The sequence below is a fragment of the Trichocoleus sp. FACHB-262 genome, from assembly GCF_014696035.1.
GTDB lineage: Bacteria > Cyanobacteriota > Cyanobacteriia > FACHB-46 > FACHB-46 > Trichocoleus.
The window spans coordinates 548,764-567,386 of record NZ_JACJPK010000017.1; the positions used below are offsets into that span (position 1 = coordinate 548,764).

14 protein-coding genes are annotated in these 18,623 nt (G+C 49.0%); 8 read left to right on the forward strand and 6 right to left on the reverse strand.

The features are described from left to right. Positions 1-64 precede the first annotated feature (64 nt). Positions 65-652 (reverse strand): rhomboid family intramembrane serine protease, encoded by a 588-nt coding sequence (locus H6F68_RS03580; protein ID WP_190431204.1) that lies wholly within the window; start codon positions 650-652, stop codon positions 65-67. A 246-nt stretch (positions 653-898) separates the two neighbouring features. Beyond that, complete coding sequence (gene fabG / locus H6F68_RS03585) at positions 899-1,669, reverse strand: 3-oxoacyl-[acyl-carrier-protein] reductase (RefSeq protein ID WP_190556491.1); 771 nt, start codon at positions 1,667-1,669, stop codon at positions 899-901. A gap of 218 nt (positions 1,670-1,887) precedes the next feature. On the opposite strand from fabG, the gene trxA reads away from it, so the two are divergent. Together trxA and H6F68_RS03595 are read left to right on the forward strand one after the other, a co-directional pair. Beyond that, positions 1,888-2,217, forward strand: coding sequence for a thioredoxin (gene trxA / locus H6F68_RS03590; RefSeq protein ID WP_190431202.1), 330 nt, complete (start codon positions 1,888-1,890; stop codon positions 2,215-2,217). A gap of 54 nt (positions 2,218-2,271) precedes the next feature. Further along, the gene (locus H6F68_RS03595) at positions 2,272-2,883 is read left to right on the forward strand and encodes an adenylate/guanylate cyclase domain-containing protein (protein WP_190556493.1); all 612 of its coding nucleotides are present in this window, start codon (positions 2,272-2,274) and stop codon (positions 2,881-2,883) included. Positions 2,884-2,893: 10 nt separating this feature from the next. Here the strand turns inward: H6F68_RS03595 and H6F68_RS03600 are convergent, their stop codons facing one another. The 4 genes from H6F68_RS03600 to H6F68_RS03615 form a co-directional block, all read right to left on the reverse strand. Continuing rightward, positions 2,894-4,678 (reverse strand): glycosyltransferase, encoded by a 1,785-nt coding sequence (locus H6F68_RS03600; protein WP_190556495.1) that lies wholly within the window; start codon positions 4,676-4,678, stop codon positions 2,894-2,896. Positions 4,679-4,864: 186 nt separating this feature from the next. Further along, positions 4,865-6,091: a glycosyltransferase gene (locus tag H6F68_RS03605; protein ID WP_190431199.1), complete on the reverse strand. Its 1,227-nt coding sequence runs from the start codon at positions 6,089-6,091 to the stop codon at positions 4,865-4,867. Positions 6,092-6,101: 10 nt separating this feature from the next. Next, a complete protein-coding gene (locus H6F68_RS03610; RefSeq protein WP_190556497.1) occupies positions 6,102-7,868 on the reverse strand; it encodes a glycosyltransferase family 39 protein in 1,767 nt (588 codons plus the stop codon). 25 nt (positions 7,869-7,893) lie between these two features. Next, the gene (locus tag H6F68_RS03615; protein WP_190556499.1) at positions 7,894-9,504 is read right to left on the reverse strand and encodes an LA_3751/LA_3752 family putative glycosyltransferase; all 1,611 of its coding nucleotides are present in this window, start codon (positions 9,502-9,504) and stop codon (positions 7,894-7,896) included. A 986-nt stretch (positions 9,505-10,490) separates the two neighbouring features. Here H6F68_RS03615 and H6F68_RS03620 point away from each other — a divergent pair. The 6 genes from H6F68_RS03620 to H6F68_RS03645 all read left to right on the forward strand — a co-directional run bounded on the left by H6F68_RS03620 (position 10,491) and on the right by H6F68_RS03645 (position 18,590). Then, complete coding sequence (locus H6F68_RS03620) at positions 10,491-12,323, forward strand: fatty acyl-AMP ligase (protein WP_190556501.1); 1,833 nt, start codon at positions 10,491-10,493, stop codon at positions 12,321-12,323. Between the two features lie 61 nt (positions 12,324-12,384). Beyond that, the gene (locus H6F68_RS03625; protein WP_190556503.1) at positions 12,385-14,193 is read left to right on the forward strand and encodes an acyl-CoA dehydrogenase family protein; all 1,809 of its coding nucleotides are present in this window, start codon (positions 12,385-12,387) and stop codon (positions 14,191-14,193) included. Beyond that, positions 14,162-14,593: an acyl carrier protein gene (locus H6F68_RS03630; RefSeq protein ID WP_190556505.1), complete on the forward strand. Its 432-nt coding sequence runs from the start codon at positions 14,162-14,164 to the stop codon at positions 14,591-14,593. Before H6F68_RS03625 ends, H6F68_RS03630 begins: the two co-directional genes overlap by 32 nt. Before the next feature lie 144 nt (positions 14,594-14,737). After that, positions 14,738-16,201, forward strand: a complete 1,464-nt coding sequence (locus H6F68_RS03635) for an MBOAT family protein (protein ID WP_190556507.1) — start codon at positions 14,738-14,740, stop codon at positions 16,199-16,201. Beyond that, a complete protein-coding gene (locus H6F68_RS03640; RefSeq protein WP_190556509.1) occupies positions 16,201-17,163 on the forward strand; it encodes a hypothetical protein in 963 nt (320 codons plus the stop codon). The genes H6F68_RS03635 and H6F68_RS03640 overlap by 1 nt, the downstream gene beginning before the upstream one ends. Before the next feature lie 83 nt (positions 17,164-17,246). Further along, positions 17,247-18,590, forward strand: coding sequence for an NAD(P)/FAD-dependent oxidoreductase (locus H6F68_RS03645; RefSeq protein ID WP_242065313.1), 1,344 nt, complete (start codon positions 17,247-17,249; stop codon positions 18,588-18,590). Positions 18,591-18,623 lie beyond the last annotated feature (33 nt).

The following is an 18,623-nucleotide window of genomic DNA, read 5'->3' on the forward strand; positions in this document are numbered from 1 at the left end:
TGCAGCCAGGACAGTTTAGCTAATAGTAAAAAGGGTGAGTCTAATCCCTGGCTCACCCTTTTTATTAGATAGGTTTTTTGCGTCGCGCTAGAAGACGAGCCGCTAAGACTCCGCCGAGGAAACCAAATAAATGGCCCTCCCACGAAATGCCATTACTCACGGGCAAAACTCCCCAGATCAAGCTGCCGTAGAGAGTGCCCACTAGAAGTGAAAAGGCGATCCCTACCGCACTTCTTTCAAAGTAGCCCCGTAATAATAAAAAGCCAAAGTAGCCAAAAATTAAACCGCTAGCTCCAATATGAATTGAGTTAGGGGAGCCAAACAACCACACACCTAAGCCACTCGCCAGAATTGTAATCAGACTGACGATGAAGAAGTCGCTGACTTCTCGGAGCATCACGAACCATCCCAACACTAGAAAAGGGATGGTATTGGCCATTAAATGTCCTAAGCCGCCATGTAGAAACGGTGCAAATAGGATGCCACGCAAGCCACTAATACTTCGAGGGCGAATGCCAAAGACGTTAAGCGCATTGCCTAAAACAAACGAATCAACAATTTCTAGCAACCAAATACAGATAATAAAGCCGCCCAAAATCAGAGTATGGTTTCTGAGTTCACGGGCGATCGCCTTTCTGTCGTCATTCCTCATTGCTTTGCCTCAGCAGTGTCCCAATTGGGAAATTTGCGCCTTCTTAAACCATCATGGTCTTGTTCTACAGTTCTAGCTTGCTGAGACTAATTTTTTCTAGAGTCCGCTTCAGGATTTATCAAATAACTGCGATATTGCCTTTATGGAGGTGCAGGTGTTGATAAGTCACTTTGAGCTAATAGTGGGCCAATAGCCAATAGTGGATGGGCAACCCCAAGAGATTGCCCCTACAGTTTCCCGAGGCCCTTAAGCCATTACCATGCCACCATCGACATTCATCACTTGTCCGGTGATGTAGGCGGCGGCGGGGTCAGCGGCTAGAAACTTCACCAAGCCAGCGACTTCTTCTGGCTGTCCGTAGCGGCCTAGGGGGATAAACTTCAGAATTTCGTCTGTGTTGTTCAAGCCACTGGTCATATCGGTGGCAATGAAACCGGGAGCCACAGCATTAACTGTTACCCCTCGACTCGCTAATTCCTTGGCGACAGTCTTGGTAAAACCAATCACCCCAGCTTTAGCCGCACTGTAGTTTGCTTGGCCCGGATTGCCCATTTGTCCTGCCACGGACGTGATATTGACAATGCGGCCAGAGCGTTGCTTCAGCATAATTTTGCTGGCCGCTCTGGTGCAGAGAAACACACCAGTCAGGTTGAGATCAATCACCGCTTGCCAGTCTTCTGGCTTCATCCGCAACAGTAAGGTATCGCGTGTAATCCCAGCATTGTTGACCAGAACATCAATGCGGCCCCACTTTTCCATCACAGCGCTGAACAAGGCATCGACTTGATCCGCTTTGGAGACATCGGCTTGTAGCGCAATGGCGTTACTGCCCATCGCAGTAATATCAGCCACAACTTGGTCCGCCGCAGTACTAGAACTGGCGTAGTTGACTACAACATTGGCTCCTTCAGCCGCAAGCGCCAACGCAATAGAGCGACCAATGCCTCTAGATGCTCCAGTGACGATCGCGACTTGTCCTGACAATCGTTTCGATGCAGTCTCTTGCAACGCCTCCATACCTAATTCCTCTTTTCAAACTCAGTGGCCAATTGCTCAATCATCTTAGGCCATTTACGTCCCCACTCCGTTGCTTAACGAGTAGTCCTAAATTTGGTAATGATTCATTACCCGTGTACCACCACCCCTTAGCTGAGATACCCCTTAACCGAGGACAGATGAGCCACAAAAGATTTGCACTAGGATCAAAGCAATGATCAGCAACTGGGTTGTGTATTATGGCTACCAAAAAACAGTTCAGTAATTTTCAAGAATTGTTATCTGGTTCTGAGTTACCCACACTCGTAGATTTCTATGCGCCTTGGTGTGGTCCTTGCCAAGTCATGGGTCCGATTCTAGAGCAAGTGAATGCTCAGATGAAAGAGCAACTGCGCGTCGTAAAAATCAACACCGAAACCTACCCTGAATTAGCCTCGCAATACCAAATTCATGCGCTGCCCACACTGGTCTTATTTAAGGGTGGGCAACCGATCGATCGCATGGAAGGTGTGATGCAGGCGACACAGATTGTGCAACGTTTACAGCCATTAGTTTCCGGAAAGTCTTAGGCAGGATGCGAGGGTTGCTAAAGTAGTCGCGATCGACATATCTCTCCTGACTCTATGCACCCTCAAAATACCAAAGCTGAATTGCACCGCCTTCTTCAAGTTCGCAACGAGCATCCCGAAAAGGCAGCTGAAATTGATGCTCAAATTCACACCATTTTTGCCGAAACTCACGCAATTTTGGTACTGGATATGTCGGGCTTTTCTCGACTCACAATTCGGTATGGCATTACGCACTTCCTAGCCATGATCCATCGCTTGGGCGCGATCGCAAAGCCTCTAGTCGAACAGGACCGAGGGACTGTAATCAAACAAGAAGCTGATAACTTATTTGCGATTTTTCCGACTGTTGATGCTGCGGTGAGCGCTGCGGTGGATATCCTAAAAAGCCTAGCGGCTGTCAATTCTGGCCTACCAGATGCAATGGATTTGTACGCTAGCATTGGCATTGGCTACGGGGAAGCGTTGCTGGTAGCAGGAGCAGATCTGTACGGCAACGAGATGAACTTAGCTTCCAAGCTAGGGGAAGACCTGGCCCGAACTAATGAGATTTTACTCACGGAGTCGGCGTTTCAGCAGTTGCAATCCAGCACTTGGACTTGTGAAGCGATCAACCTTTCTGTGTCTGGGTTGGAGCTAATGGCCTATCAGGTGCAGTTCAGCAAGTGATCCCAATTCTCTAGCAACGATATAGACGGTACCGATAGCCATCGGTGCGATGTTTGTGTTGTGGGTCGGCCACACAGCGCTCTGCCGCCAGTAGGGAAGCCAAACTCGGTGTCTCGTCTGGATTAGGAAAGTTAAGCAACCATAGATCCAGCGGTCGAGGCAATTGGCTTAAAGTTTGCTGAAGTGCGATCGCACTGGATAACGGATTTTGATCTTGGTGGGCCAGCAAAAAGAGCGGATTGACTAATGCCCCAGTGTTCTGCTGGCGTTTCAGTTCCCAAGCCAGACCCATCAGCCTGCCTGTTTGTCCATGAGTCGCATGGGCGATCGCAATCAAGCCAGGAGATTGAGCTGCTTGCTGGAGATGCTGCACCACTACATCAGGCCGATGCGTTTTTTGATAACCCCATCCTGTCGCAACGGTTAGGCCACTCAGCAGACCAACCAGCCAAATAACGAGCACCACCATTTTACCGCTAGGTTGCCACCATTTCCAGAAATCACCCACTATTCTGGCTGTAGATGGCCTCGGTTGAGACCCGACAGACCCAGACCAAACAGCGGCGAGGCTCTCTCCCAACAAGGCAATGACGGCGGGAAAATAAACAAAGTTGAAACGAAAGGCGCTGTTAATCTCGGTTCCGAGACCGTATGCGATCGCAAAAAACAGGGCGATCGCACTCAGAACAAAGCCCCCCAATACTTGCAGCGCTAATCGGCTCTGGAACTGCTGCCCTTGCTGCTTTAACCCTCGACAAATTAAGGGCACTGACCAGACCACAAAGAGCAGCATACCCAGGCCAGAAACAATCACCACGATCGGATTCGGTGCTTGAACGGGTAAAAAGACCAACATGGTGATCCATCCCACCAAAGCCTGTAGCAGTGGATCGAACCAACCGAGTCCAGCCCGACTGCCGCTATAGATCCAATCAGTCAGCTGGTTGCCATAAACCCCTTGCCAAGCGGGCAGCCAAGCTACAATGCCAGCTATTGTGCCAGCGGCCACCGCATAAATTCGCCCCCAAAGTTTGAACGCTGGCCACTGAGACGTCTGCTCATGCTTTTTGAAGGGGTATGCCCAAGCAGTCAAAAGCCAAAACCCTAGTAATACCAAAGCCTCGGCTAATAAAGTTAGAACAAAGAAGTAATGGGTTGCCATCCCTAGAGCATTGACTGCAACCCAACCCAGCCCAATCAGGACAGGTAAAGGTTTATGCATCCGTAGCGATCGCACAGTGGCAACCAAGCAACTGAGTGAAGCAATCACCCACAACACAGCTAAGGTATAGTGACGCGCTTCTTGGGCTAGATAGATGCCATAAGGAGAAACAGCCATAGCAGCGGCTGCCAAGTGCCCAACCAAGCGAGACCCAAAAGCGAGCCAGCCTAAGCCAAACATCGCGGGGATCGAGAGCGCTCCCAAGATAGCAGGTAGCGATCGCGCCGCCCAAATAGACACCAAGCCTTCCTGGGACGGAAACCATTGCAGCCACCAATGAGCCAGCACAAAATAGAGCGGAGGATGGGTACTCTCCTGCATCAAATGCTCCAGTACCGCAGCGACTCCTGTTTGTGGTTCTAGCTGTAGAGGTTGCAGGAGCGTGTCTAAGGCGATCGCTTGATTTAGAGGAATCGTCCGAAAACTGTGCCCTAAGCTGAAAACCAAAGTGGCAAATTCATCAGTCCAGACCGACTTCAAGTCAAGGCAAAGGAAACGCAACCCTAGGCCAATCACTAGCCAAAACAACAGCAGTAGGAGATGCAGCCAGCGGCTGTGAAGCAAAGTTTTCAAGTGCTAGCACCCAAAGCAAGCGCTTTCCAGAATCAAAGGTCAGTCACCCAGATTATGAATTGCCACGCTCAATTTCGGCAACTCATCTGCGTACTCTCCTCCAAGTCGATCAGTCTCGCACAAATTTAGGTTGAGCGCCTGTTTACAAAACGCTTTTGCTGCCGCTGTCTATCTCTTATTTAACTTCTATTTAACTTCGGTGACTCGCCAGCTCAATTTCAGGTTAATCCAGAAGTTCCAGAACAGTACCACTGCGATCGCGATCAGTTTGGCAACGTATTGGTTCATGCCTAAGGCATTGAACAAAAAGTTGACAATAAGAGTATTGAGGATCAAACCCATCAAGCAAATCACATTAAACTTCAGCAAGCGCTTGGCACGTTGCCGCCATCCTTGTTGCCGACTAGAAATATCGCTAAAGGTCCAGGCATCATTCCAGAGAAAGTTATTAAGAATTGCCAACTCCACGGAAATGATGTTGCTTCTGGTTAGTCCTAGTTGTAAACCTTCCCGCAGCAAATAGAACACCGACATATCCACAAACAAGCCTGTTAGCCCCACAAAGCCAAAGCGGATAAAGCGACCAAAGGGAGACAAGGCTAAACGTAAACGAACTAGATGACGGAGATATTCGACATACTGCTTCCAAGTCACCTTGCTCTCACCGCTTTGGCGTTCCTGGAACACATAACCGACTTCCGCAACTCGGCCAATGTTGCCTCGGCCCAACACTTCAATCAAAATTTTGTAGCCTACAGGACTCAGCGTTTTTCCGGCGATCGCGCTCCGTCGCACCAAGAAGTAGCCGCTCATCGGGTCTGAAACTCGACCAATCACCCCTGGCAAAATGATCAATCCAATTAATTGAGCGCCACGCGATAGAAACCGCCGCACCACGCTCCAGCTACTCACGCCACCTCCTTCGACATGGCGGCTCGCTGTGGCCAAATCTGCCCCCTGCTGCGTCTCGGCGACCAACTGCAACAAAACTTCTGGGGGATGCTGGAGATCGCCATCGATGACCCCAAGCACTTCTCCTCTAGCCACTTGCCAGCCCCGAATCACAGCAGTGGAGAGTCCCCGTTCCTGCTGCCGTCGCATGACTCGGAGTTGCGGATATTGACTCACCATCTCCTGCGCAATTTTCCAGGTATAGTCTGGGCTATCGTCATCCACCACAATCAATTCGTAGTTACCTGGGAGCGCCTGATCCAGCAGCTTGCTCAGCAGCTCAATCATGGCTTCAATGTTCTCACTCTCATTGAAAGTGGGGATCACCAGGGATAAATAAACGCTAGAAGAAGGAGATGCTTCAGGAGCATCCAGTTGGAGGGCAGGATCAACCTTGGGTTCACTAATCGTTAAGGAGCCAGAAGGTGGAGCTAAAAGGGGACGGGATGGGTCAGTACTCATCTAAGAAGCCTCAGGTTGCAGGAGAACGGGTATAAAGACGGACAGTCAAATCATCCAAAAGCATCGTGCCAGTTAACCGCTGAGTTTGGACTGGGTTGTAGTGCTGATCCAGCACCTGTTGCACTTGCTGTTTTTCAGCTTCGGTGGTGCTAGGAGACCACACGGGTTTCGCACTCTCTAACCAGAACACGCGATCGTATGCAGTTAGAGTTAAAGCCGAACAGTTAGATGCTGAAAATTCCTTACAGCTTTTTTCGGAAATACTTTGTCCCTCCAGAACCTTTTCTAGGGATGGTGCTAAATCACTGCTCTCTCTCGCTAATAGCGTCACAGGTGCTTCAGGAGGAATGTAGTATGCCAAACGCATTACATGTCCCCAGGCCTGAGAGTTCATCACAACTAAAGTAGATGTCGGATTGCTAGTCCCTGCCTGAGATGTAGCGGTGATGATCTCTGATAACTCATGAAACATCGAGCGCGGTCTGAGGGTAAAGTCGCCAACATTAATGCCGATATACAACAGCAAAACAGATGCAGCTACCGATTGACGCCAGCTCACAGATGCCTGTTCTAAGCCCACTGCGAGCAACAGTAAACATCCGGGCAGGATGACAATCATACTCCTTCCCCAACCAAACCCCAAAGTAAACTTGCCTGTGACAACGTCCAAACCCAGGGCTAGCAGCAAGGGAAAAATTCCTAAAATCAAAGCGACTCCTAAGGTTCGCCTTTCACTCTGCTTCCAGAGCCTGGGCACTGCGACTAACAGCAGCCCGATTACGGCTACACCCGCAGTTGTAATGATGCTTTGCGGCAGGCTAGTCACCCAGTCTCCCAAGAGCAGATGCGTCCCTAGGGTATTAACAACATCTCCCAAATGGGCGATCGCGGCTCCTAAAAAGCCAGCTGGAGCATCAAAGCGCCCTAAGTCTGCGTTTCGGAGTTGCTGTCTAGTTCCCCACAGCACCCAAGGAACGGTCAACAACACACTTGATCCAAAACGCAGCCCATGATGCCACCAATGCCGCCAGTCTAAATAGAGCACCACGACCGCCAGAGCTACTACCCAGTAGGCAAAAAGGTAAAACGTCATCAGTCCAGCCGTTACGGAACCAATGAAGATGAGGCTCCAAAGAATTTCTTGGGTCTTCTGGCCTTTTTGTTGAACATCGTTGGCTTTCTGCTGCTTGAAACCAATGATTTCTAGCAGAGCCCAGGCACTTAGCACGGCCCAAAGCACTAGCGGCCCATACATCCGCACGTTGAGGGAGTGAAAGAGATAAAAGGGATTAGTTGCTAGGAGTGCTGCCAGGAGCAAGCCACCGCGATGTCCTAACAACACTCGTCCTAAACCATAGGAACTGGCGATCGCTCCCACGCTGAGTAAAGCCCCCAAGCTCCGCACTGCTGCCACTCCATTCCCAAAGAGACGGAGCCATACATGTTGAGCCAGGAAAAAGAGGGGGGGATGGGGCTCTCCGCCTGCAAGACCTTTCAGGAGGTTGACCACTGTTTTCACAACATCCTTGACTGTAGCTTCTGGTGGTAAGTCCAGTAAAGGAGTGTATTGGGCTAAGACAACAGGTAAATCCTTGGGTCCACGATAAGCAGTTTTTTGCCCAGTTGACAAAAGCAGGGACAAGACTTCGTCGTACCAAAACTCGCGGCTACCTAAGTTAATCAAGCGGAGCAAAACACCAATCGCGATCGCCAGGATCAGCAGAGTTTCTAGGGAAACAACAAACTTAAATCCAAGAACTTTAAAGTGCTTATACATAAGCTTGGGCTATCTATGCCTCATTTCAAACTTGGTTAGATGGAGCGTCTGCGTCGCTAGAACTCTGCATGATCGACACTTCATAGATGGGATACTTACCCAACTTACCCAAATCCGAGAACTGTAGCGTAAATCGCTGATTTGCTTGCGAAAACTTTAAATTATCAGGGCTAGTTTGAGGAGTATTGCAGTCACGATGGGGGTAGCAAACATACAAAAACTTTTTATATCCCTGAGTTAACAGCGTTCCACCCAGATGCTTCACCGCTTGGCTATCTTCAGTCAAGAAAAATGTTTTATCGGGTAAAGATGGAGCCAGGGCTTGAGCGACATACTCATGAGACATGGCAATCATCGGATCAGGTTGCGATCGCAACCCCTTAACCGCGGGCAAGATTACTTGGTAATTACGAGCTAAATCAACGGCTCCCAAATAACTGTTGATATACAGACCAGTGGTCAAAAATACAGCAAATAATCCTAATAATGCCAACTGTAGTTTTCGTTGATAAGTTTGCAAAAGTAGCTTGAGCTGCATTGCTGCTAGTAAAGAAACGAGTGGCACCGTGATTAATAAAAAACGCGGCCCCCATTGTTTGCCACCTGCGCCTGCGGGCACGATCAGAGGCACTGCCAAGACAAACAAAGTGCTAACTAGTAAAATTACCTGCATTTTGCCAGTCAGTTTTAATTTACCGCTGACTAAGGCTAAGCAGACGTAGATTAATGAAAAGAAAACAATTGGGAAGTAATAGGACAGGCTAAATAGTAATTGTTTGAAATTACTGAATGCCTCTGTTAGCCGTTCTTTTAGCGAGAACTCTTCGACAATTTGAACCGAATGGATTCCTAAAGGATGTTGGTAGATAAGCAAGTTAAGGCTGAAAAACAATGCCGTCATTAAAAGCATGCTTACGGCAAAAGCAGCAGCTTTGTCTGAGATGATTTTAAGATCTTGTAGCGCTTTGATCTGAGTTGCACATAACCAAAAAAATATGATGCCAACCAAACACAAAAATTCAGGCCGAAACCATACAGATAAACCAATTAGACTACCGCTAACAATTGCATCTCTAGTAGAGAGACCTTGATCAGGTGGAACTAATGCTATAGCCAAACCCTGAAAGGCTAAGGCAACTGCTAAAGTATGTTCCCAGTACATGCCGCTATATAAAGAAAGTGGTGCAGCAAAAATCAGAAGCACTAGAGCGATCGCCGTAATTGTTCTACCCAGTTTCAATCGCCGACAAGCTGAATAAAAGCTCAACCATAAAGCCCAGGTGGCCAGCAGAGGAATGACGTAAAGACCTCTAAACCCAAACAAAGCGTGAAAAGGCGCAGTAATCAGAGGAAATGTGAAAGGAAATGTAATAAAGTAACGGCTTTCTACGTTGTAGACAAAAGGAGGCCGAAAAGGATACAGCCCACCATCCCAAAGATTCTGTATCCAATTATTTGCTGGTAAGCGGAGATCAAAGTGGAGCTTTCCAGCGCTAAACTGCTGTGCCAATAAAGCTTTGAGTCCACCATCTCCGCTGTAAAAGACATCGTTGGGTACCAGAGCTTGCAGGCATAAAGAAAATAAAATACCGATAAAAATGATGGTGAGTGGGAGATTAAAGCGCAGGATTTTCATGGTTGCCTTATCTAAGGGGGCCTTAGCGTTAGGGTTCGGTTTGCTGGTAAATCAGAAAACTCATGTTTTGCGAAATAGAGCTGATCACACTGGGGTATCTATCGCTGGTAGACATAGCTAATCTCAGTTAGCAAGTTTGAGGTTCGTTAAAACTGCACCTTGACCGGAAAGGCAGGACTGGAATCACTTAGGCTGCTTTGCCGCTCAACATCTCTTTCCTCAGTCTTTATCGATGGATAGAGAACCTAGTGAATTTACGGCTGCTGTGCTAAGTACTTGTTTTATTGCTGGCTGGAAGTGCAATTTTGTTGTAGTGACAACAGCCGGAAAGGCGCGCTTCAGACAGGCTTCATGGTTCAGCCAAAAACCTAAGTACTTTTACTGCACCTTGAAAATTAAATAGAGATTTAGCCCCAGCCAGGTGAGCTAATTAGCCAATAAAAGCCGTATTACTAGCTAGAGCAGGGCTTTTCCCAAGCGATTTTAGGCTCAAGTGGGCGATCGCCAGGCTGAGAAGATACCCATCTCAGGCGATCGGCACTGTTTGATTAAGAAATGTTTACGTAATTACCGAGGATTCGTTATCTACTCTGAGCATGTATTTAGCAGAGCTAACTGTACTTTCGACCACAAAATCGGTAACTATACAGAAACTTTATATTTCTTTCAAGCAAAATTTGATTTCTAGTTGAACTCAGATTGCCCCAAAACCAGCATTTTGGGGGACTCACTGAGGCAATATCTCACTCTTTAGGAGTATGAAAAATTTTTTTTTGATAAATCTAATCTAAAAGACTGGCGATCGCTAGTTTTGGTATGCCAGTATCTGCACGTAAGTTCAGTATCTACTTAGAGAAGCAACTTAGGTCTTGTTCACTGTAAGGCTTAAGTAAATTCACATAATAAAAAGCTTAAAACTCCAACTTTGGCCAGAGCGTAACCGAGGAACTCCCTAGAGTTGGTTTCTATCCTTGCGGAGTCTAGAGATGACCCAATGTCTTTCTCAACCCATCGTTGAGTTTTCTACACTAATCGAGTTATTGCGTTGGCGATCGCAGCAGCAGCCCGAAGGCCACGCTTACACATTTTTGGTTGATGGCAAAACGGCAGGACCTACCCTCACCTATGCCGAACTGGATCGTCAAGCCCGTGCGATCGGAGCGTTGCTGCAACAATACCAAGCTCAAGGAGAACGAGCTTTACTGCTCTATCCTCAAGGCTTAGACGTGATCGCAGCTTTTTGTGGGTGTCTCTACGCTGGAGTGATTGCCATCCCTGTTCCTCCTCCGGACGGCAGCCGTCTGAAGCGGACATTGCCTCGGTTACGAGCGATCGTCAAAGATGCTCAAGCTTCGGTGGTGCTGACGACTAGTCGTATCTTCGATATCTTGGCCAACGCAGGGTTGGAGTTTCCTGAGTTTCAAAGTATGCGGTGGATCGACACCGAGCAGGTTGATATCACCTTGGCAGAGCAGTGGCGAGATCCCGAAGTTGAAAGCGACACACTCGCGTATCTGCAATATACTTCTGGCTCGACTTCTACACCCAAAGGGGTGATGATCAGCCACAAGAATCTCATGTTTCACTCGGCATATCTGCAAAGAGCTTGTGGATATACTCCAGAGAGCGTGACCGTCACTTGGATGCCTTACTTCCATGATTACGGTTTGGTAGAAGGGTTAACTCAGCCGCTCTACAACGGCACTCCTTGCTATGTGATGTCGCCCTTTGCCTTTATTAAACAGCCTGTCCGATGGTTGCAAGCCATCTCACGGTATGGAGCCACCCATAGCCAAGGCCCCAACTTTGCCTACGACCAATGTGTGCGGCGAGTCACTTCCACTCAACTAGAAACGCTAGACCTCAGCAGTTGGCAAGGAGCAGGCAACGCTGCCGAACCGATTAACCCGAGGGTCATGGAAAGCTTTTATGAAACATTTTCTCCCTGCGGTTTTCAGTGGCATGCGTTTGCGCCCGCTTACGGACTAGCCGAAGCCACATTGCTCGTTTCCACCAGTCCTGTTAAGACATCGCCTGTCATCTGTACGGTTGAGGCTGCCGCGATCGAGAAAAATCGCATCGTGCTGGCACCCCCTGCCCAAACAGAAGGAGTCCGGACGATCGCCAGTTGTGGGCGTTTAGTCTGTGAGACTCAAGTGGCGATCGCCAACCCTCAAACTCTAACTCGTTGTGCAGCGGACGAAGTCGGCGAAATCTGGGTCTCAGATCCCGGTGTTGCTCAAGGCTACTGGCAACGTCCCGACGAAACCAAAGCGACCTTCCAGGCTTACTTGCAAGACACCCGAGAAGGCCCCTTCCTCCGCACCGGCGACTTAGGGTTTATGCAAAATGGGGAGTTATTCATCACGGGTCGCATCAAAGACCTGATCATCATCCGAGGCACAAATCACTATCCCCAAGACATTGAGTGGACAGTGCAAGAAGTAAGCCCAGCTCTACGGCCTGACTACGGTGCAGCCTTCTCTGTCGAGCTTGAGGGAGAAGAACGACTCGTGGTGGTCCAAGAAGTTGAGCGGCAAGCTCAAAACCTGGATGCCGATGAAGTCATTGCTGAAATTCGGCAGGCGATCGCGGAGCAACATGAGCTGCAAGTTTATGGAGTTGTCCTCGTCAAACCAGGCAATATCCTCAAAACTTCCAGCGGCAAGATTCAACGCCAAGCTTGTCGGTCTAGCTTCTTAGCTGGAGAACTAGGAGTCTTAGCGGATTGGAGCGAGAATCCTCAGATTCGGTCTAACTTCCGCCATTTGCAAGGAGATGTCAACTCTCTCCTTCAACGCATCCAAACCACTCACTAACCCTTGACTACGGCTCTACTGTAGCCTCTGCTCACATTGCGATCGCTCCAAGGAGAATGTCATGCATTCACTCAAACAATACTGGGTCGCGGAAGCCCTAGAACGCGATCTCGGAGATCCTGGCAATCCAGATAGCGTGATGTCTTTTCAACAGGTGGTTGAGCTAGACGAGCGAGAAGAGTTTCCTGAAGCGCTGCTCAACTGGCTCTACAACTGGAAACTCAATCATTACTACATCCCTACCGAATGCGGAGGTGAGTTCACTTCTTTTGAGGAGTTTGTCGCCTTTGTTCGAGTTATGTCTCGGCGAGATCTGACGACGGCTATCAGCTTCACCACCTTGTTCTGGTCCTATCTGGTTTGGATGGCAGGTACCGAGGAACAGAAACAACGCTTAGCTAGCTTTATCAAAGACCACAATGGCGCGATGTGCCTTGCCTACTCGGAACGTGCCCACGGTAGCGACTTAGTTGGCAGCGATGTCCGTGCTACTAAAGTTCCAGGCGGTTATCTCCTGAATGGGGAGAAGTGGCCAATTAACCGAGCTACGATCTCTGGGGTCTCCTTTGTCCTGGCTAAAACCGATGAATCCGGTGGAGCGCGCAGCTTATCCCTATTCATGGTGGAGAAAAGCCAACTCGATCCCAACTCCTACTACAACCTGCCCAAGATCCTCACCCACGGCATTCGTGGTTCTGACATGAGCGGTATTGGTTTCAAGGACTGCTTTATCCCAGATTCCAGCCGCATCGGGGCCGAAGGTGCAGGTTTAGAATGGGCGCTGAAAGGATTTCAGGTGACTCGGGCTCTCTGTGCCGCTTTCTCCCAAGGAGCCGCAGATACTGCGCTGAGAACCACACTCAACTTCGCTCTGAACCGCCAGCTGTATGGCAAAACAGTTTTTGACATGCCGCAGCCTCGGCGAACTCTAGTGGATGCTTTTCTAGATATCTTGATCTGCGATTGCGCCACCATCGGTGCTGCTAGAGGCTTCCATGTGGTGCCTGAGCAGTTTAGTGTTTGGTCAGCCGTCGTGAAGTACTTCGTCACCACCCAGCTAGAGAGCATAGTGGCAGATATCTCAGTGGTGCTGGGGGCGCGCTACTACATGCGGGACGCCCATGATTGGGGCATCTTCCAAAAAGTTGTGCGAGACAACGCTATCATCAGCGTTTTTGATGGCAGTACGGTGGTGAACTTACATGCCCTACTGCTGCAATTACGCCAACTGGCAAAACAGCGATCGCGCCAACGCGGTAAAAATTCAGAAGCACTGCAATCTCGCCTAGCTGCCTGTTTCTCCTTAGAACAGTCAGTTCCCACCTTTGATGGTCGCAGATTGGAGCTATTTAGCCGTGGCGCAGATGATGTCTTGCAAGGTCTGGAGCTAGCGTTGGCACAACTGCAAGCCCTAGAGGAAGAGGCGGATCTTGAGCCAGCGGTATTAGAACAAATTGTGGGTTTCACCTATCTGCTGCTCGAAGAACTCAATGCTCTTGATCACAGCTTAGAACATTCCACCTTTGAATTTGGGCACGACCAATCGCCAGAACTGTTTGACCTGGCTAAGCAGTACTGCACCCTACATGCTGCTGCATCTTGCCTCTATATGTGGCTCCACAACCGGAGTCATCTCGGTGCCTTTTTTGCCCAGGGAGAATGGCTAGTGCTTTGCCTCAGACGGTTGGCGCTGAAGTTCCGTCCCGCTCACAGTCTTGCTTCTCGGATTAACGACGAAGCGATCGCTCAAGAGCTATTACGGCTCTACCAAGAAGACAAACTCTTCTCTATTGTTCCTTTTCAGTTAGCAACGTCAAAAATACAAGGGGATCAAACCAATGCAACTTCAGAACTCCAGCTACAAGCCTAGCGAAGTTTTGAGCCCAATTGATTTAGGCACCAGCCAGGCGATCGAGATTTCTCCGGTCGAAGCGATTCAACAGTGGCTAGTCAGCCAATTGGCCAAGCAGCTATCTCTTGATCCCAAAAACATTAAGGTGCAAGAGCCGCTTACTCGTTATGGTCTCGACTCTATTGATGCAGTAACTCTGGTAGGAGAGCTAGAAGACTGGCTTGAGCTAGAACTTCCTTCTACTCTCTTGTGGGATTACCCCACGGTTGAGAAGGCCGCAAACTTCTTAGTGCAAGAGTTTGACATTGCTGCCGCACTGAGCGGCGCTAAAGCTGAGCCAGCCCTCAATGCTCCCGCAGAGAAGGTGGAGAAAGCTTCTGGTTGGGGTGGCTTGTGGAACCGCATTAGTGGTAGCTAGTTGACAACTCGAGAGCCTAAATGTGTGGCTGATGTAAACCAAGCGGGATTTTTAAGGCTCTCTAAGATTCTACTGATCAATCTCTAAATCAAGCTTGGTCAAGGTTCGGAACGGATGAATTGCAGCTTGGGGAGGATGGGTTAATTGAACTTCTCAGAGTTCTCCTTCTGGTGGGTATTACTACTCTTTAGTATTCCTTTTTTCACGGTTCGCTGGATTGGCCAATACTTCAACCTCTGGCGAGGTTCTTTTGACAGTGTTGGCTTAGCGGCGATGTCATTGTTCCTGTTTGTCAATGCCTCGCGCTCTAGCTTTATCATCTTTGCCTGCGAACTTATTTTTAACTACATCCTGGTACGGCTGATGCTGCGTCGCCAAGGATGGGAAGCCAAGATGATTGCCACTAGCTTAGTCGCGATCGATATTGCCATCCTTGCTTACTTCAAGTACCTCAACTTCTTTGTGGAGGATGTCCTGGGGTTACTCTTGCCAGGGGTTGCTACTAGTTGGCAGGCGCAAGGTGGAATTCCAGGCATGGGAGCGATTCCACCGGGTCTCTCCTTCTATACCTTTCAGATGGTTGCCTTTGTGGTTGACTCTTTTACTAGCAAGAAGAAGCGCCCCATTGGAATCGTTGATTATGTCAACTTTGTCTCCTTCTTTCCCCAAGTTGTTGCAGGTCCGATTGAACGCCGAGCCGATTTCTTCCCCCAAATTGAAGCGTTTCGCTTTAAATTCACGCTGGATAACTTTGAGGCAGGTCTACGTTGGCTCTCCCTTGGCCTATTCATGAAATTTGTCCTTGCCGATAACATCTCTCCCTATATCGACCTAGAAGAGACAGGTAATGCTTGGCTAGTCTGGTTTTCGGCTTATCTCTTTACTTTAAGGATTTATTTTGACTTCGCTGGCTACAGCTTTATGGCCTTGGGTCTGGCCAAGTTTGTAGGAGTCAAGCTCACTACCAATTTCCTGGCTCCTTACACCTCCCAAAGCATTAACGAATTCTGGCGACGCTGGCATGTCACTCTTAGCACTTGGTTCCGAGATTATGTGTTTCTACCCCTGATGGGTTCTAGGAAACAGTGGGCACCTTTCTTTTTGTTTCTGACTTTTACTCTCTCGGGATTTTGGCACGGTGCCGCCTGGAACTTTATCCTTTGGGGTGCTTATCACGGTCTGCTGTTGTTAGTTCTGCGCTATGCGGGGCGGCCTTTTTACAGCTTTGTCGGTCAGCGGTTGTTCATGCCTCAGTTCATTTCCTGGATCTTGACCTTTGGCTCAGTCATCTTGGGATGTCTGTTTTTCATGGAGACCAATGTGCATCGTTTAGCCACCAAGTTACAAACTCTGGTCAGTCCAGGAGCGTACTCTTTTGCCAACATTGGCAGTGCTTTTAGTTCTTTCAGCGGTAATGAAGCCACCGTCTTGGCCTTAACCCTGGGACTCGCAACTTTAGTGTTGTTACTTGAACATATAGCGGTTTGGCAAAAACGTGAGTCTGAATATGACTTGCTCACTTCTCCTTGGGTCTCACGAACCTTACTCGCTTTGACAGTTCTACTGGCTGCCAATACTCCCTCGCAATTTATCTACTTTGAGTTCTAATGCGAAAACTTCTAACCCTCACCAGTTGGGTTGCGATCGCAGGTTTAGCCTGGACGGCTGGCTACATCTACAACGCCCGCTATGGCGGTGAACTGAGTTGGCTACGCATCATGTATGAGCAAAAGATGGCACTAGCTGATCAAGTTCAGGAATCCAAACGAGTCTTGATCTTAGGTGGCTCTGGGGCACACTACACGGTTGATGCAGGCGTGATGCAGCAAGAGTTAGGGAGACCTGTGCTGAACTTGGGCTTGGATGGCCCGATTGGTTTAGATGTGATTCTCCCCAGCGTCAAGGATAAGATTCGTCCCGGAGATGTAGTGCTGCTAATCCCAGAATACTTACTGCTACTAGATGAAGATGGCTTTGGCGATCGCTCTGGTCAGTTTGGCATCGCGATCGGCAAGCCTGGGCTAGGCGGAATTCCTACTCAACAACTGGCTCAAGACACGCTAATGGTGGGAGCCCCAACTTTGCGCGCTTTGACCAAATCCTCTTTAGATGTGGTGGAGAAAGGCAAGCTAACAGGTTACTACTCTGACCCGATTACCCAGAACGGCGACCCGACGGTGTTGAAGCAGCGCACCAAATCTAAGTGGTGGCAGATGAAAATCAAGGCTCCCATCTCTGACTACGCCTATCAGCGCATTGTGCAGTTTCGCCAAGAAGTAGAAGCCAAAGGAGCCACTTTAGTCTTGGGACTACCTTGGCTCTATGCCAGTGATGACCCACAGACGATTGAGAATGTGCAGAAAACCGCAACTAAACTAGCGGCGATCGCACCGCTGCTTCACGATCCAACTTCCTTCAATCTCAAAACAGACTCTAGCTTTTTTGCCGATACCCATTACCACCTCAATCAACCTGCTAGAAGAATACGCTCGGTCGAGCTAGCCCAACAATTTAAGCAAGTGATGGGAGATCAAATTGCATCATCACCGATCAATCAACCTTCGCAATAGCGATCGCCCTTTGCAACAGAGCTAAGAGTAATCCGTTCTTCTCCCTCAGGCTGTCAGCGCTGCTAACCCTATTGGTGGAAAAGATGATGTACTGCAAAAAAAATAGGCTTGCAGATCAACCTGGAACCCTTTCCGTTTTACGTCCGGGTCGAGGTCCGGTACAAATTTGTATTTTGGGAGGAGGATTTGGGGGACTCTATACAGCCTTATATTTGCAGCGCACCTTAGGATCGCAGTTAAAAAACTATCAAATCACTCTGGTTGAACCAAAAGATCATTTTCTATTTACGCCGCTGCTTTATGAATTGGTGACAGGTGAACTACAGGCTTGGGAAATTGCACCGACCTATCGACAACTGCTGGCACATAACAAGATTGAATTTTGCCAGGAAGCCGTTTCTAGCATTGATTTAACAGCTCGTTATGTTTATCTCTGTAATGGTGACTCTCTCACCTATGATTATCTAGTTTTGGCGGTAGGCGGAGAAACTTGCTTAGGTAGCATCCCTGGCGCTGTAGAACATGCTGCTCCCTTTCGCTCTTTGGCGGATGCTGTGCATTTAAGAGAGAGATTGCGGTTTCTGGAAGCATCCAGGCAACATCACATCCGAGTTACGGTGGTGGGAGGAGGGCCGAATGGCGTAGAACTCGCTTGTAAACTAGCCGATCGCCTCAAGACTAGAGGCCAGGTGCGGCTGATTGAGCGCGGCGATCGCATCCTCAAAACTTTTTCAGCCGCCAGTCGGGCAGCAGCTTACAAAGCCTTACGACAACGAGGGATACAGGTTGAGCTAAACACTGGCATTGAGGCGCTTGCCGCCAATCACATCACACTAGCTCACCAGGAACAAACTCGCACCATCGAGACAGATCTGGTGTTGTGGACCGCTGGCACCCAAACTCTAGACTGGGTCCGGAGTCTCCCTTGCCAACAAAATACCCAAGGGCAACTGTTGACGTTACCTACGCTGCAACTTGTAGAGCATCCAGAGGTATTTGCTCTAGGAGATTTAGCCGCGATTCAAGATGCGGGAAAACAACTGGTTCCGGCGACTGCTCAAGCCGCTTACCAACAAGCCAGTTGTGCTGCTCGTAATCTCCGCGCTGTAATCACAGAGAAGCCACTGCTTTCCTTTCGCTATCTGCATTTAGGAGAAATGTTAACTCTGGGTACCAACGCCGCTGTGGTCTGTAGCTTTGGTCTTACCCTACAAGGCGCGATCGCCTGTGTAATTCGCCATTGGATTTATCTCCAACGCATGCCAACGCTGCACCATCGTTTGCGAGTCATGGGACATTGGCTGGCGAGTGGTCTCCTGCGCTGGTTGCCCACCCCAACCCGACAGCCTGTGCGCCAAGCTTGGCAACGGTTAACCAGGCGATCGCGAAGAACGGTGGCTCACTATCCCCGACGTTTGCCCTACTAAAAATAACAACGAGATCTCTAAACGCGAACTTAA

Bases quoted from the DNA above. Each gene is read 5' to 3' on its own strand.
- H6F68_RS03580 (WP_190431204.1), bottom strand. From the start codon at position 652: ATGAGGAATGACGACAGAAAGGCGATCGCCCGTGAACTCAGAAACCAT.
- fabG (WP_190556491.1), bottom strand. From the start codon at position 1,669: ATGGAGGCGTTGCAAGAGACTGCATCGAAACGATTGTCAGGACAAGTC.
- trxA (WP_190431202.1), top strand. From the start codon at position 1,888: ATGGCTACCAAAAAACAGTTCAGTAATTTTCAAGAATTGTTATCTGGT.
- H6F68_RS03595 (WP_190556493.1), top strand. From the start codon at position 2,272: ATGCACCCTCAAAATACCAAAGCTGAATTGCACCGCCTTCTTCAAGTT.
- H6F68_RS03605 (WP_190431199.1), bottom strand. From the start codon at position 6,091: ATGAGTACTGACCCATCCCGTCCCCTTTTAGCTCCACCTTCTGGCTCC.
- H6F68_RS03610 (WP_190556497.1), bottom strand. From the start codon at position 7,868: ATGTATAAGCACTTTAAAGTTCTTGGATTTAAGTTTGTTGTTTCCCTA.
- H6F68_RS03615 (WP_190556499.1), bottom strand. From the start codon at position 9,504: ATGAAAATCCTGCGCTTTAATCTCCCACTCACCATCATTTTTATCGGT.
- H6F68_RS03620 (WP_190556501.1), top strand. From the start codon at position 10,491: ATGACCCAATGTCTTTCTCAACCCATCGTTGAGTTTTCTACACTAATC.
- H6F68_RS03625 (WP_190556503.1), top strand. From the start codon at position 12,385: ATGCATTCACTCAAACAATACTGGGTCGCGGAAGCCCTAGAACGCGAT.
- H6F68_RS03630 (WP_190556505.1), top strand. From the start codon at position 14,162: ATGCAACTTCAGAACTCCAGCTACAAGCCTAGCGAAGTTTTGAGCCCA.
- H6F68_RS03640 (WP_190556509.1), top strand. From the start codon at position 16,201: ATGCGAAAACTTCTAACCCTCACCAGTTGGGTTGCGATCGCAGGTTTA.
- H6F68_RS03645 (WP_242065313.1), top strand. From the start codon at position 17,247: ATGATGTACTGCAAAAAAAATAGGCTTGCAGATCAACCTGGAACCCTT.